Origin of the sequence: Streptomyces adelaidensis, assembly GCF_016598475.1 — a bacterium.
Taxonomy (GTDB): domain Bacteria; phylum Actinomycetota; class Actinomycetes; order Streptomycetales; family Streptomycetaceae; genus Streptomyces; species Streptomyces adelaidensis.
This window is the reverse complement of sequence record NZ_JAEMUX010000003.1, coordinates 34,797-48,679: the sequence shown is the minus strand read 5'-3', so window position 1 is coordinate 48,679 and position 13,883 is coordinate 34,797. Positions and strand designations below refer to the sequence as shown.

Sequence of the window (13,883 nt, the reverse complement as noted above, 5' to 3'; positions counted from 1 at the left end):
ACCGGCTCCTACGGCGCCGCGCAGGGCGTCGGCAGTGCGCTGGTGGGTGCCGGAGTCGCCCTGGGATCGGGGGTGTTGTCCCGTGGCAGGTCAGCGGCTGCCGTCGAGAATGACCCGGGCGACCAGCGCGGGGTCGTCGTTCATGGGGCAGTGACCGCAGCCGGGCAGCCGCACCAGCCGCGCGCCGGGGATGACCCGCTTGGCCCGGACGCCCTGGCGGCGCACGAGCAGCCAGTCCCGGGTGCCCCAGGCCACCGTGACGGGGAGCCCGGGGACGTCGTCGGTGAACAGGACGCCGCCGCCGGCCCGGAGGGTCTCGTCGAACCCGGTGGCCCCGGCCAGCGCGAGCGTCTCGGCGACCACCGCCTCGGGTGAACGCCGGGCAGGGCGGGCGTAGATGGTGCTGGTCAGAGCGGTGCGGCCGGCTGCGGAACGGGACAGCCGTTCGACCAGCGGCAGTGGCAACCGCCGCGAGATCTGCCGCATGGTGAGCAGGACGCCGAAGGCGTAGCGGCGCTCCGCCTCGTTCCAGAATCCGGCGGGCGACAGGGCCGTGACGGACCGTACGAGCTTCTCGCGGGCCAGCTCCAGGGCGAGCAGGCCGCCGAGGGAGTTGCCCGCCGCGTGGGGGCGGTCGAGCTCCAGGGCCTCGCAGAAGGCGGCGAACACGGCGGACGTCGTGGGCAGGTCGTAGGTGAGGCCGTCCGGCAGCGCGGGGGACTCGCCGAACCCGGGGAGGTCCACGGTGATGACCTCCCGCTCGGCCGCCAGGAGATGGACCACCGGGTCCCAGGCCTGCCGGTGGTGGCCGATGCCGTGCAGCAGGAGCAGGGGCTCACCGGTGCCCTCGCGCGCGTAGGAGACCGTCACGGACCGCGGACCGAGTGGAGAGGGGACCTGGAAGGAGACCGTGGCGGCGGACATGGTGCAGCTCCTCGTCTGTGCGGAAGTGCGGAAGTGCGGAAGTGCGGAAGTGCGGAAGTGCGGACATACGGACGTGCGGGCGGACGCGCTGACGTACGGCGTTCGTAGACAGCTTGTCAGCAACTGCTACCGGCGGGTAGTCCCAGGGAGTAACAACCCCGCGCGCGCCCACCGTTCGCCGGTCACGCCCCCTCCTCAGCCGACTGGACAGAGCCGCACCCCTCGGGATGGGATGGAACGGTGACCATCGACACCGTGACCGACGTCTTCGAAGAACACCGTCCCGTCCTCATGGGAGTCGCCTACCGCATGCTCGGGCGGGTCGCCGACGCCGAGGACGTGGTCCAGGAGGCCTGGCTGCGCTGGTCCGGCGCCGACCGGGCCGAGGTGCGCGTACCGCGCGCCTACCTGGTCCGCGTCACCACCCGGCTCGCCATCGACCGGCTGCGCCAGGTCCAGTCGCGCAACGAGGCGTACCCCGGTCCGTGGCTGCCCGAGCCGTACGTCACCGACTATGCGGCCACCGTCCCCGACACCGCCGAGCGGGCCGTCCTCGCCGACACCGTCTCGCTCGCCGTCCTCGTCGTCATGGAGTCGCTCTCCCCGCTGGAACGCGCGGTGTTCGTGCTTCGGGAGGCCTTCGGATACCCGTTCGCGGAGATCGCGTCCATGCTCGACCGCGCCGAGCCGGCGGTGCGCCAGCTCGCCGGGCGGGCCCGCAGGCACGTCGACGAGCGGCGGCCGCGCTACCAGGTCGACCCGGTGCAACGCCGCGAGCTGACCGAGCGGTTCCTCACCGCCGCATCCGGCGGCGACCTCGAAGGGCTCATGACACTGCTCGCCCCCGACGTCCGCCTGGTGGGCGACGGCGGCGGCATCGGCAAGGCCCCGGTGCGCGTCCTCGAAACCGCCGACAAGGTGGGCCGGTTCCTGCACGGCGCGGCCGGCAAGGGCCTCGCGGAGGTGTCGTTCCGCTTCATGGAGATCAACGGCGCTCCGTCGGTGGTCATCCTGTCCGGGACCAAGGTCGACAGCGTCTTCCAGCTCGATGTCGCCGACGGCCGGATCCAGTGCCTCTACATCGTGCGCAACCCGGAGAAACTGCTCGCCCTGTCGGATATCTGAGCGTTCGATGATTGGTCTTGACCAAGGGTGGGGGCGGGCCTATGGTCGCAAGAAAGTGCAACAACCTTTAATAAACAAGGGCGCTAAAAACGCCGCCGGGCCACGGCGAAGCAGCGGAGGACAGGGTGGGGACCCAGCAGCTGGAATCGGTGCCGGAACCGAAGTACTGGCATCTGAAGACCGTGCTCACCGAGGCATTGGACTCCGAATTCTCGGTGGGCGAGATCCTGCCCAACGAACGCGACCTCGCGGCCCGCTTCGGCGTCGCGCGGGCCACCCTCCGTCAAGCGCTGGAACAGCTCGAACTGGAGGGTCGGCTCCAGCGCCGCCGCGGCGTCGGCACCACCGTGGCACCGCCGCGCGTGGGGGTCGCCGTCGGCACCGAACAGCACGCGTGGCCGGGCACCGTCGGCGACACCTGGCAGGCCGTGGACTGCGTGGACCTGGTGCCGCCGACCGTGGTCGCCGAGATCCTGGAGAGCGTGCACGGCGAGCGGGTGCACGTCGTGCGCCGGTCCCGCATGTCGCACAGTCAGCCCGTCGCCGCCGAGCTGCTCTACATTCCGGTGGGCTCGGTGCCCGCCCTTTCCGGCATAGACGCGCCCGCCGGTGCGGCACGCGCGCGTGCCGTGCTGCGCGAGCTGCAGCGCCTGGAGCTGGGGGGACAGGACCGCTCGGTGGAGCTGGGCTCGGCCCGCGCGGACGACGCGAAGGAACTCGACCGGCTGCCCGGCGCGCCCGTCCTCGTCGTCACGACCCGCTTCTTCGCCGAGGGCCGCACGGCGGCCGTCTCGCTGGCCACCTACCGTGCTGACACGTGCCGCCTGACCTTCGGCGACTCGGGCGGCGTCGAGATCCATCACGGCCCGGAGCGCCGCGCGTCCTGACGACGACGCCGGCCGCCCACCGAAGCCGCACCCGCCGCGCCCCGGACCTCCGGGGCGCGGCGTTCTCGTGCCGGGCACCGGTGCCCGTCGGCGGCGCAGGGCAGTGACGCCGGACACCGGCTCAGCGCCGTGCCGTCACCGTGCCCTCCACCGCGAACAGCTGTTCGTCGACGTGGTCCAGGGCCAGCCGGAGCGCGCCCATGGCGACGGCCGTCTCGCCCAGCAGGGACAGGGCCACCCGGGGCGGACGCAGACAGTAGCGGTCCAGCTCGTGCCGGAGCGGATCGAGTACGTCGTCGATGCCGGCCGCCCAGCCGCCCACCACGACGAGTTCGGGATCGAGGGCGAGGACGAGGGCCGCCACGTCGTGGACGAGCCGCTGCAGGAAGCGGTCGACGGCCTCGCGGGCCCGCCCGTCGCCCTCGCGCGCGTGCCGGAAGACATCGGCGACCGCCTGCTCGTCGAGCGGGTGCAGCGGCTTGCCGGTGGTAGAAAGCAGCGCCTCCGGAGTGGCCTCCCGGCCCAGCAGATGCAGCGCGCCGATCTCCCCGGCCGCGCCGCCGTAGCCCCGGTGCAGCCGCCCGCCGATCAGCGAACCGGCGCCCGGGCTCAGCCCCGCCAGGACGAACACCACGTCGTCGGATTCGGTCGCCGCACCCTTCCAGTGCTCGGCGACGGCGGCCGCGTTGGCGTCGTTCTCGACCAGGACCGGGCACTTGAAGGAACGGTTCAGCCGCTCGCCCAGGTTCAGTCCCGTCCACTCCGGCAGAGCCGCGCACAGACGTACGGCGCCGTCGGCCTCGATGATGCCAGGGCTGCCCACGCCGACCGCGCGCAGTGAATTCCGGGAGACACCGGATCTGCGCAGCAGCTCCGCCACGGTCGAGCGCAGCTGCTCCAGCCGGTCGTCCGCCGACGCCGTCTCGGACACGTCCTTGGTGAGCGAGCCCAGCACCCGCCCGTCGAGGTCCGCGAGCAGCGCGGTCACCTCGTGCGAGCCCACGTCCAGGCCCAGCAGATGCCCGGCCTCGGCCCGGAACCGATACCGCCGCGCCGGCCGCCCCTGCCGCCGGGCGGCGCCCTCCTCGGCGGCCTGCTCGACCACCAGCCCGGCCTCGACCAGCCCTTCGACGACGCCCTCGACCGTCGGCCGGGACAGCCCGGTGACCCCGGTGATCTCGGTGAGCGTCGCGTGTTCCGTGGCGCGCAGTGCGTGCAGCACCACCGCCGAGTTGATTCTTCGGAGCAGAGAAGGATCCCCGCCGGTCAGCCGCCCCAACGCCTGTCCTCCCAGCTCGCGCCCGTGTTTGCCGGATCGTACTCGTCAACCCGGACCCCGGCGAGTGCCCGCCACCCCCGACCTGCTGCCGAACAAGGCCCCGCCCGGCTCAGCCGGGCGCCACGAACCCCGACTCGTACGCCGCGATCACCGCCTGCGTACGGTCTCTCGCCCCGAGCTTCGCCAGTACGGAGCTGACGTGCGACTTCACGGTCTCGGTGCCCACGACCAGCCGGGCAGCGATCTCCGCGTTCGACAGCCCGCGGGCCATCAGCCGCAGTACCTCCGCCTCGCGCTCGGTGAGCGCGGCCCGCTCCATGACCGCCCGCGCCACCAGATTGCCGACGCCGTCGCCGTACTCGGCGGCCAACTGCCGTACCGAGGCGGGGAACAGCAGCGACTCGCCCTCGGCGACCAGCCGCACCGCGTGCACGATCTCGGCCGGCCGGGCCCGCTTCAACAGGAAGCCGTCCGCGCCCGCGCGCAGCGCCTCGTACACGTACTCGTCGTTCTCGAAGGTCGTCACCACGAGGATCTTCGGCGGCTCCGGCACGGTCCGCAGCACCGCGCGTGTGGCCTCGATGCCGTCCATGAGTGGCATGCGCACATCCATGGCGACGACGCTCGGCCGCAGCTGCCGCACCAGCGGGATCACCGCGGCACCGTCTGCCGCCTCCCCGACGACCTCGATGTCCGGCTGTGCCTCCAGAACGGCCCGCAGACCGGCGCGTACGAGGGGTTCGTCGTCGACCAACAGCACGGTGATCAGGGGCATCCGGTCAGCGTAGATCAGCGAGCGGTGGTCGAACGGCCGATCAGTTCAGCGGCAGCTCGACGCGCACCTGCCAGTCGCCCCGGTCGGGGCCGGTCCGCGCCCGGCCGCCGAGCAGCGCCGCCCGTTCGCGTATCCCGCGCAGGCCGCTGCCCCGGCCGGGCCCGGGTATCTCCGCCGTCAGCGAATTGCGGACCTCCAGGTCGAGACCGCCGTCCGCGACCGCGATCCGCACCCGGACCGGGACGTCACCGGCGTGCCGGAGCACATTGGTCAGTGACTCCTGAAGGATGCGGTACCCCTCGCGGGACACCGGACCGGGCACCGTCTCCAGCGGCCCCGACACCTCGGAGTCCACCTTCGCGCCGGAGGTGCGCGCGGACTCCAGCAGCCGGTCGGCCTCGGCCAGTGTGGGCCTTTCGTGCACGGGCCGGCCGGCCTCCCGCAGCACACCGAGCACCCGCTCCAGATCCTCCAGCGCGGCCCGGCCGGTGTCCACGATGGCGCTCAGCGCCCGGTCGGTGAACGTCGGATCGCCCGCCGCCCGCGCGGCCCCCGCCTGCACCACCGCCACCGTCAGCGCGTGCCCTATGGAGTCGTGCAGCTCCCGGGCGATCCGGTTGCGCTCCAGCAACTGCTCGGTGCGCTCCTCCAAGGTGGCCAACCGCTCGGCCGCCGAGGGGCCGAGGAGCCGGCGGGCTACGGCGGTGATCAGCTCGCCGAGGGCGACCATGGCGGCGAACGCCAGAACGAGGGTGAGCGGAGCCAGGAGGCCGTACGCCCAGTGCGGCTCGACACCCCTCAGCACAAGGTTGTCCGTCGGCACGTGCCCGAACGCGACCGAGACGAGATCGTAGGTGAGGATGGGCAGCCAGGCGGTGCTCGCCAAGGTCAGCGCCCCGAGCCCCATCCGCACTTCCAGCCACAACACCGTGCGCAACCGGTCCCGCCAAGTGGCCGACGGTGCCACGGAGATCCCCGATTCCTCCTCCTCGCCCGGCGTCAGCAGCAACCGCGCCTGCACGCCCTCGCCCAGCCGCACGGCGGGGACCAACCCGAGCGGGATCAGGAACAGGGCAGGCACCCACGGGCGCGTGGGCATGATGAACAGCCACAGGCTGACGATCAGCATCGGCACCCACAGATGCACCAAGCGCGTGTACGTCGTCCCCCGGGTCACCGGGCGCAGGAAGCGGGCCATTCGGTCATCGTGCCAGCCGCCACTGACAACGCACCTCCCCCGGGCGGGGGAGACGTCCTCCACCGACGGGGGAGGCCCCGGCACCACCCCGACGGCCAGGATGGGCCCCATGACCAGCATCGACGTACACGAACTCACCAAGGAGTACGGCACCACCCGCGCCGTGGACCACCTCACCTTCCGAGTGGAGCCCGGCCGGGTCACCGGCTTCCTCGGCCCCAACGGCGCCGGAAAGTCCACCACCATGCGGCTCGTCCTCGGCCTGGACCGGCCCACCTCAGGCACCGCCACCATCGGTGGCCGCGCCTACGCCGGCCTCGGCGAGCCCCTGCGCCACGTCGGGGCGCTGCTCGACGCACAGGCCGCGCACGGATCACGCACCGCCCACGACCATCTGCGCGCGCTCGCGGCGAGCAACCGCGTCGAGCCCGCCCGCGTGGACGAGGTACTGGAGGAGACGGGCCTGACGAAGGTCGCGCGGCGCCGGGTGAAGACCTTCTCCCTGGGCATGCGGCAGCGCCTCGGCATCGCGGCGGCCCTCCTCGGCGACCCGCCCGTCGTCCTGCTCGACGAGCCGTCCAACGGCCTCGATCCCGAAGGGATCATCTGGATCCGCGAGTTGTTGCGCCGCCTGGCCCGCGAGGGCCGGACCGTACTGGTCTCCAGCCACCTCATGAACGAGACCGCCTCCTTCGCCGACCACCTCATCGTCCTCGGCCGAGGACGCCTCCTCGCCGACACCCCCATGCGGGAGTTCATCCACGCGCGCGTGCAGCCCCGGGTCCGGGTGCGCACCACGGACACAGAGGCCCTCGCCGACCTCCTGACGAGACACGGCTACCGGACGGCGGAGGGCGAGCACGGAGGCCGGGCGGTCTTCGACGCGCGCGTGGACGACATCGGCCGCCTCGCCTCCGGCGCGGGCCTGACGATCCTCGAACTTGCCCCCGAGGAGGGCACTCTGGAGCAGGCCTACCTCGATCTGACGGCCACGGAGACCGAGTTCACCGCCGCCGCGTCCACCTCTGCCGCCCCCGCCCAGCCCCAGGAGGCCTGACCATGGCGTTCGCACCCGTCCTCCACTCCGAGTGGATCAAGATCCGCACCCTGCGGTCCATGATCTGGGCCCTCGCCGCGGTCGTACTCGCCACCGCGGCCTTCTCCGCGCTCGCCGGACTCGACTCCGACGGCACCGACTTCGACCCGCTGTTCGCCGCGTTCTTCGGCGTCAACTTCGGCCAGGTCGCGGCGGTCGCCTTCGGTACGACGGCCGTCTCGTCCGAGTTCCAGGGCGGCGCACTCAGACTCTCGCTGGCCGCCGTACCCCACCGGGGCCGGTGGTTCACGGCCAAGGCGGTCGCGATCGGCGTACCGGCCCTGGCCGTCGGCCTGCTCACCGGGTTCGTGAGCCTCGCCGTCGGCAGCGCCGTCCTCGGCGACAAGGCGAGCGGGCTCTCCGCCGCCGAGTGCCTGCGCGGCGCCGTCGGCTGCGGCGTCTACCTCGCCCTGATGGCCCTCCTCGCGGCCGGCCTGACCGCCCTCCTGCGCAGCGGCCTGGCCACCTTGAGCATCCTCGTCCCGTTCCTGCTCATCGTCTCCTTCGTCGTCGGGGGAGTCTCCGGCGGCATCGCCGACTTCCTGCCCGACAAGGCGGGTCAGGTGATCCTCCACCAGACGTCCGACGGCGCGCTCGGCCCCTGGAGCGGCTTGGCGGTGACGGCGGTGTGGACAGCCGCCGCGTTGGCGGCGGGCGCGTGGAGCGTACGCCGCCGGGACGCGTGACGCCCCGCCAGTTGTCAGTGGTGCGCGCTTTACTGGACGACATGACCATCGCGCGACATCTCGTCACGATCGATCGGCTGTGCTCCGAGGAGTTCCCCGCGGCGCACGGCCGGTCGGGCACCGGCGTGGCCGGCCCCGGTTACCGCCTCGCCGAGTTAGCGACGAGCACGGACTTCTGGGAGGACGACGGCACGGAACGCGAGGAGACCGAGACTCAGTTCGAGGCCGACAGAGACGCCCTGTCGCAGCGACTGGCCGAGCGCTGGGGACCCCCGGACGTCTTCAGCCTGTGGAGCGTGTCCAGCCGTTATCTGGAGGGCGAGGACATAGCCGAGCCTTGGGGACCGCTCAGCTCCCACGTCCCGGACGTCCACCTCTGGCGGGCCGACGGCCGCTGGGTCGCCCTCGGCGTCTCGCAGTGGGACAAGGAACTGCCGTTCCAACTCGTCGCCCTGATAACGGAGATCGACCCACCCTGACGAGCCGCCCCCACCGGCGGGACCCAACGCTCGAAATCCGCCGGTCAGCCCTCCGCCGCCACCCGCAGCCGCCCGAACTCCTCCGCCATCGTCGCCGCCGTCCAGTGCGCGTTCAGCCCTCTGAACATTTCAATAACTACCCATTTGTAATAAAATTGATCTTGTGAGCAGGATCAATAAAGAATCAAATTCGCCGTTGAGGGTCAGCCCTTATGCTCGCATCTCCGATACGGATGAAGAGCGGGCACCTGGCATCGATCGACAGTTGCGGACAGTGCACCCGCTTGTTGCCTCACGGGATGCCGTCCTGACGCGCGACTACACCGACAACGACAAGTCGGCCTATAAGCCGGAAGTCTTTCGTGACGACTTCGAAGCGTGGCTCCGGGACTTTATCGCCGACAAGAACGACGGCATAGCCGCGTGGGATCTCGACCGCATCTTTCGTCAGAACACAGACCTGGAACGCGTCATCAAGGCGTACTGCGATGCCCACGTCAAGCAGAAGCGTCCCAAGCCGGTGCTGTGGCTGCCTTCAATGACCCTGGATCTTACAGACCCTGACGGTCAGACTATCGCGCGTATGTTGGTCGCTGTTGCCAATCAGTCGAGCGCGAAGACGGTGAAGCGCGTGACTGACTTCTACCGCGACGAGGCGTTGAAGGGAAACGTCTACAGCAACTACCCCGCCTTCTACCGGAACAAAGATGGTTCTATCAACGATAAGAAGGGAGCCATCACGCTCAAGGCGATAGAGGACGTGTTCGCAGGCGTACGACCCACGGCGCTAGCCGATGAATGGCGCACGAAAGGCATCACGACAGCGCGCGGCGGTCGCGTGACTGGTGAGACCGTACGCCGTATCCTGATTCACCCGGGAATTGCTGGCCTTGCCGTCTATCGTAAGGAACTGCTAATCGGCGAAGATGGCAAGCCGATCAAACGTCGAGACGGCGGCCTGATAGACGAGACGACTTGGCGGGCACTCTGCAAGGAGCTAGAGACCAAGCCAGGACGTCGACGGAAGCCGACCAAAGGGCTGCTTAGTAAGTTTCTTCGTTGCGGGCTATGTGGCTCCCGAATGGTACGCACCCGTAAGACTGACACCTACTTCACCTACAGTTGTCAGTCTGTTGATGCTGGCGGATGTGCAAGGGTGGCCATTTCCGGCCCCAAGCTAGACAAGCAGATCACTGCTTTGGTGCTGGCTTACCTTAACCAACCCATCGAGGAGATAGAAGAGAAGCCTTTTGAGGGCCAAGCACGGCTCGATGAAGTCACGGCCAAGATTGCCGAGCTGATGACCGCTTACCGTACCGGTGCGATGTCAGGTTCGATCGTCTTTGCCACAATCAAGGAACTGGAGAATGAGCAGAAAGTTCTTCAGTTCCAAGCTGTCAAGCATGTCCGCATGAAACGGAAAGTTACGACCGCTGCTGATGAATGGGATCACATAGGGCTTGAGCGCCAACAAGCTATCATCGGTGAGATATTTGAAGTCTTCGCCATCATGCCTGCCAGCAATCCTAAGGGTGGCGTGTATGAAGCAGAACGGGCGAAACCGGTTTGGCGGCGTTCACCCGAGTAATAACCGTGCAACTTTCTTTTGGCGCTTCTGCGTAAGAGGAGGTGCCTTTGCTAGTTCTCGTTGAATCCAGTCTTGCGTCGTTACGGTCGCGGGGCTGGATTCTTTTGTGCCCGTCTCACTCTTGACGACCTGGACCTTTGAGTCCGGTTGCTGGATCGATGCTGGCTTGCTCTCTTGCTTGGCTGTCATGGATATTTCTCTACGCCTAATTATATATCAAGCACGCAAAATCACCTTGTTTCCATTGTTCTCCTTCACTTTCATGTCTGTTCGTTTCGGTGTTGTGGTTACGTCAAACTCTCTATTAATACCCCTGTTGAAAGTGCATAAATGGATGTAGGGCCAGGAACAAGCCGGCCCAGAACCTACCCAACCGAGTGGAGCAGAAAGATGGCAATCGTCAGCAAGAAGGTCTCCGACCTCACTGGCAAGGAAGCCGACGACAAGCAGTTCGCTGCGGTAGTCGTCCGGCAGCACCCGGACATCGACCAGCCGAAGGCGCTGGACGTCCTCGTTCCCGAACTCAAGTCGTTCTCGGACATCAGCGAGGATCTGGTGATCCTCGAAATCACGATGCCCGACGGCACCAAGCGTGACGCGTACGTCCCGTTGGAGGAGTTCAACAAGGCCGCCCCGGACATGCCGAAGGTTCTGAAGGAAGCACGTGGCACTCGTGGCCGCGTCCCTGGAACCCGTGTCGGAAACGGCAACGGCTAACCCCCTACTCCGCCTCCCGCCACCGCTCCCGGCGGTTGAGGCGGAACACCCCGTCCTGGCGACTCACAAGAGTTGCCGGGGCGGGGCTTCATCACTTCACCGTGAGATCTAAATCTGGAGTGAAAACGACCGTCACTCCAGACACAGTCCCACGGTCGAGAAGGCACGTGATTACGTGATAACCGGCATCCTGATTCCCAGCGATGAAACGCAGCCCCTCAAGCGGGTTGAGTTCGACGCGGAGAACGTGGAAACCATGCAAGAGATGGTCGGTGGCAAGTACGAAGCGTTCAACTTCGACAGTCCGCCAGCTTCGATCTTCGCCAATGACGAGGCGATGCTTTGGTCATTGCCGCACAACCTACGCGGCACTGTCCTGCTGTGGCAGCACGCCAAGGGGCTCCGCGGGCGGGCGTATATCAGTGGGGATGCAATCCTCACCGGAGCGCCCAATCAAAGCGGACGCACCAAGTCGGTTCCCCCGCAGTTGATAGAACTGCTCCTGGAGACCGAGACGTACGGCGTCGAGTTCCTGCACCATCCTGACGGCCCGTGGTCGCGTAAGGCGGTGACATTCGACGGATGGCTGGAGGCGTACAACTACGCCATCATCCAGGAGGAAACGTTCGCTACCGTCAGGAGTGCTCGGGTCATCGGCGTGTGACTTCACAGCCTTCCCGTGGGATTCCCCCTCTTCGGAGGGGGTTTCTTCATTACCTGTTGTCAATTCTACTCTTTGCAAAAATGCTGAATGATGTCATAAATATAGCGGCTCTTTCAGTCAAAAGAGGCGATCAGTTGGGTGGCTGCGCCATAGGCGCGGCGACCCTCTTTTTTTTTGCCTCCGTACGTTCACAATCCGACACGACCAAGAAAGATGGTGAGACGCAAGTGCGTCAACCGAGAACACGTCATCCGGCAATAGCAGCTTTGCTGCTGGCGCTGGTGGCTTCGCTCCTGACGTTTACGTCGGCGGGTGTAGCGAGCGCAGCGGAGTCGATGCCCGAGCGGCATTACCCCGCAGTCAGCCTGAAGGCGAAGTGGATCGAGCAGATGACCACGAGCCCACAGGGTGCGGTGACGGTTGGGTGCGACTACAACAGCTCCTACGTCCCCAACCAGGACCTGGTCACCTACGGCCCCACTGGCAGTATTACTCGTCAGCTGGACCGTACGGCTCAGATCACCGGCAAGGCGAACTGCATCATCCGCCCGGTAGTCGACAAGAACGGTGACCTCTACGGGAAGCCGGACGGCGGCTCAACCCTTCTTGCCTACAGCGGTAACACGCTGAAGTGGCAGTACCAGACGGGCTGTGCCACGTCCTCGCCCCCTGTCGTCGGCGGCAACGGCAACATCTACTTCGTCGACAACAACCAGCACCTCATCGGCCTGAAGCCCGAGCTCGCGCCCGGGCAGACAGCACCGACCAAGGTGCTGGACATCCCCGTCAAGGGGACATGCAGCTCAGGCAACCGGCTCTTCGCCTACGTGGACGGCATCGTCTCCACGTGGAACTACGGCGAACGGATCCAGTACGTCAGCTACGGCGGCAAACTCCTCGGAGAGCCGCCTACCAGCGTGCCCTTCGCTTCCGGAGATACGCCATTCGACGCTCAAGGGCGCCTGTTCTTCCCGACCTACACGGGTACGGGTGTCAACGCAAGCATCAAGGTCTCGGTCTACGATCCGCGCCTCGGCAAAGTGGCGTGGACGACTACCGTGTCCGAACCAGGCGCCGAAAAGCGCTATCCGTTCTTCCTCCACCCGACCCCGGGCGGAGGCGTCATCGTGACGAGCGAGGAACAGAAGGTCGTCAACGGCACTGTTCCCAACTCCAACGAGTACATCACGGCAGTAACGGAACTCAACGTCAACGGCCAGAAGGTCGGCAGCATGGAGTTCCCGAACAAGGACTCCGCCGGCAACCTGGTGAAGGCGAGCACCTACGCCGTCGACATGACGGGCAAGCTGGTCGTCACCCGGTACTGGATGGTGCAACGCACCTCTTCTCCGTACCAAGTCCCCGTCACCAGCATCGGCGTCATCGACGTGGACGCTGAGGTCGTGGAGTACGCAGAGGAGATGCGCGGGAACTTCGACAGCAGTCAAGGACCTGTCTACGGCTACCGCCTGGAATCCCAGGGCACCAAGGCCGTGATCGGCCCCAACACCGTGTACGTCAACACCAACACGTGTTCCGACAACTGCACGACCGCAACCGACTTCAAGTTGCACGCGGTCAAGGTGCAAGGGCTCGGCATGGACTACCCGCGAGGGGAGGTTCTCAACGCCAACACTCCGGCGCAGCCCGCGCCGAAGAAGTACGTGGCCTTGGGCGACTCCTACTCATCCGGACAAGGAGCTGGGAACTACGACCCGTCAACGGTCGTACCGAACAACAACACCTGCTACCGGAGTGCGAATGCATATCCGCAGGCGTTGAACCGCGACCCGCACAGTCCCTTCCAGTTGGAGCCGAACGGCTTCGTGGCGTGTGGCGGCGCGGAAACGCCCGTCATCGAAAACTCATGGAGTGGGACGAACCTGGACGAGGACCCGCAGGGCCAAGTCCTGTCGAATGCAACCGAACTCGTGACAATCACGATCGGCGGCAACGACATCGGGTTCGGGGATGTCATCAAGGGGTGCTTCGCCATCGTCAACTGCCAAAGCAGTGTGGACGACGCACTCGCCGACATCGGCACTCTCGCTCCGAAGCTGGATGCCGTGTATCGACACATCCTCACCGAGGCGCCCAACGCCGAGGTGTACGTGCTCGGGTATCCGCCGATCGTGGTGGAGGACGAGAACAACCTCTGCCTGTCAACGTCGCAGATCGGCTATCCAGCGATCCTCGCCAACAAGACGAAGATGCGCACGGTCCTCGACGAGCTAAACACAACGATCAGCACTACGGTCGGTAACGTTCACGACGATGACCCAAGCATCCACTACGTCGACGCTGACGAGGTGGACTCGCCCTTCAGTGGGCATGACGTGTGTGCGGGCGAGCCGTTCTTCAACGGACTCATCACGCAGGACACGACAGAGAGCTTCCACCCCAGCGAGAAAGGGCAACGAGCCTTCGCGGATGTCATGACCCAGTACATGGGCAACTGACGTACC

At 67.0% G+C, this 13,883-nt stretch carries 13 protein-coding genes and 1 pseudogene; 9 read left to right on the top strand and 5 right to left on the bottom strand.

Translation table 11 applies throughout. From position 1 onward, the window contains the following. Nucleotides 1-90 precede the first annotated feature (90 nt). The gene (locus I8N67_RS02235) at nt 91-924 is read right to left on the bottom strand and encodes an alpha/beta fold hydrolase (RefSeq protein WP_200300834.1); all 834 of its coding nucleotides are present in this window, start codon (nt 922-924) and stop codon (nt 91-93) included. A 240-nt stretch (nt 925-1,164) separates the two neighbouring features. On the opposite strand from I8N67_RS02235, the gene I8N67_RS02230 reads away from it, so the two are divergent. Together I8N67_RS02230 and I8N67_RS02225 are read left to right on the top strand one after the other, a co-directional pair. Next, nucleotides 1,165-2,049, top strand: a complete 885-nt coding sequence (locus tag I8N67_RS02230; RefSeq protein ID WP_200300833.1) for an RNA polymerase sigma-70 factor — start codon at nt 1,165-1,167, stop codon at nt 2,047-2,049. 125 nt (nt 2,050-2,174) lie between these two features. Further along, nucleotides 2,175-2,936 (top strand): GntR family transcriptional regulator, encoded by a 762-nt coding sequence (locus I8N67_RS02225; RefSeq protein WP_200300832.1) that lies wholly within the window; start codon nt 2,175-2,177, stop codon nt 2,934-2,936. Between the two features lie 121 nt (nt 2,937-3,057). Here the strand turns inward: I8N67_RS02225 and I8N67_RS02220 are convergent, their stop codons facing one another. The 3 genes from I8N67_RS02220 to I8N67_RS02210 all read right to left on the bottom strand — a co-directional run bounded on the left by I8N67_RS02220 (nt 3,058) and on the right by I8N67_RS02210 (nt 6,188). Further along, on the bottom strand, nt 3,058-4,215 hold the full coding sequence (locus I8N67_RS02220; protein ID WP_200300831.1) for an ROK family transcriptional regulator: 1,158 nt from the start codon (nt 4,213-4,215) through the stop codon (nt 3,058-3,060). 109 nt (nt 4,216-4,324) lie between these two features. After that, on the bottom strand, nt 4,325-4,990 hold the full coding sequence (locus I8N67_RS02215; protein WP_200300830.1) for a response regulator transcription factor: 666 nt from the start codon (nt 4,988-4,990) through the stop codon (nt 4,325-4,327). Nucleotides 4,991-5,030: 40 nt separating this feature from the next. Further along, on the bottom strand, nt 5,031-6,188 hold the full coding sequence (locus I8N67_RS02210; RefSeq protein WP_200300829.1) for a sensor histidine kinase: 1,158 nt from the start codon (nt 6,186-6,188) through the stop codon (nt 5,031-5,033). 109 nt (nt 6,189-6,297) lie between these two features. On the opposite strand from I8N67_RS02210, the gene I8N67_RS02205 reads away from it, so the two are divergent. Genes I8N67_RS02205 through I8N67_RS02195 form a run of 3 tightly spaced genes read left to right on the top strand, consistent with a single transcriptional unit; the run spans nt 6,298 to nt 8,449 of the window. Further along, nucleotides 6,298-7,245: an ATP-binding cassette domain-containing protein gene (locus I8N67_RS02205; protein ID WP_200300828.1), complete on the top strand. Its 948-nt coding sequence runs from the start codon at nt 6,298-6,300 to the stop codon at nt 7,243-7,245. 2 nt (nt 7,246-7,247) lie between these two features. After that, complete coding sequence (locus I8N67_RS02200) at nt 7,248-7,970, top strand: ABC transporter permease (RefSeq protein ID WP_200300827.1); 723 nt, start codon at nt 7,248-7,250, stop codon at nt 7,968-7,970. 41 nt (nt 7,971-8,011) lie between these two features. Beyond that, nucleotides 8,012-8,449 (top strand): hypothetical protein, encoded by a 438-nt coding sequence (locus tag I8N67_RS02195; protein ID WP_200300826.1) that lies wholly within the window; start codon nt 8,012-8,014, stop codon nt 8,447-8,449. Between the two features lie 44 nt (nt 8,450-8,493). Here the strand turns inward: I8N67_RS02195 and I8N67_RS42185 are convergent. Continuing rightward, nucleotides 8,494-8,568, bottom strand: a pseudogene (locus tag I8N67_RS42185) (mismatch-specific DNA-glycosylase); the annotation flags it as partial. A gap of 44 nt (nt 8,569-8,612) precedes the next feature. On the opposite strand from I8N67_RS42185, the gene I8N67_RS02190 reads away from it, so the two are divergent. The 4 genes from I8N67_RS02190 to I8N67_RS02175 all read left to right on the top strand — a co-directional run bounded on the left by I8N67_RS02190 (nt 8,613) and on the right by I8N67_RS02175 (nt 13,877). Beyond that, entirely contained in the window at nt 8,613-10,037 is a 1,425-nt protein-coding gene (locus I8N67_RS02190) for a recombinase family protein (protein WP_200300825.1), read from the top strand. Between the two features lie 390 nt (nt 10,038-10,427). Then, nucleotides 10,428-10,754 carry a hypothetical protein gene (locus I8N67_RS02185; protein ID WP_200300824.1) on the top strand — a complete coding sequence of 109 codons (327 nt, stop codon included), beginning with the start codon at nt 10,428-10,430 and terminating at the stop codon, nt 10,752-10,754. 175 nt (nt 10,755-10,929) lie between these two features. Further along, on the top strand, nt 10,930-11,418 hold the full coding sequence (locus I8N67_RS02180) for a DUF3846 domain-containing protein (RefSeq protein WP_200300823.1): 489 nt from the start codon (nt 10,930-10,932) through the stop codon (nt 11,416-11,418). Between the two features lie 80 nt (nt 11,419-11,498). After that, a complete protein-coding gene (locus I8N67_RS02175) occupies nt 11,499-13,877 on the top strand; it encodes an SGNH/GDSL hydrolase family protein (RefSeq protein ID WP_200300822.1) in 2,379 nt (792 codons plus the stop codon). The last annotated feature ends 6 nt before the right edge of the window (nt 13,878-13,883 follow it).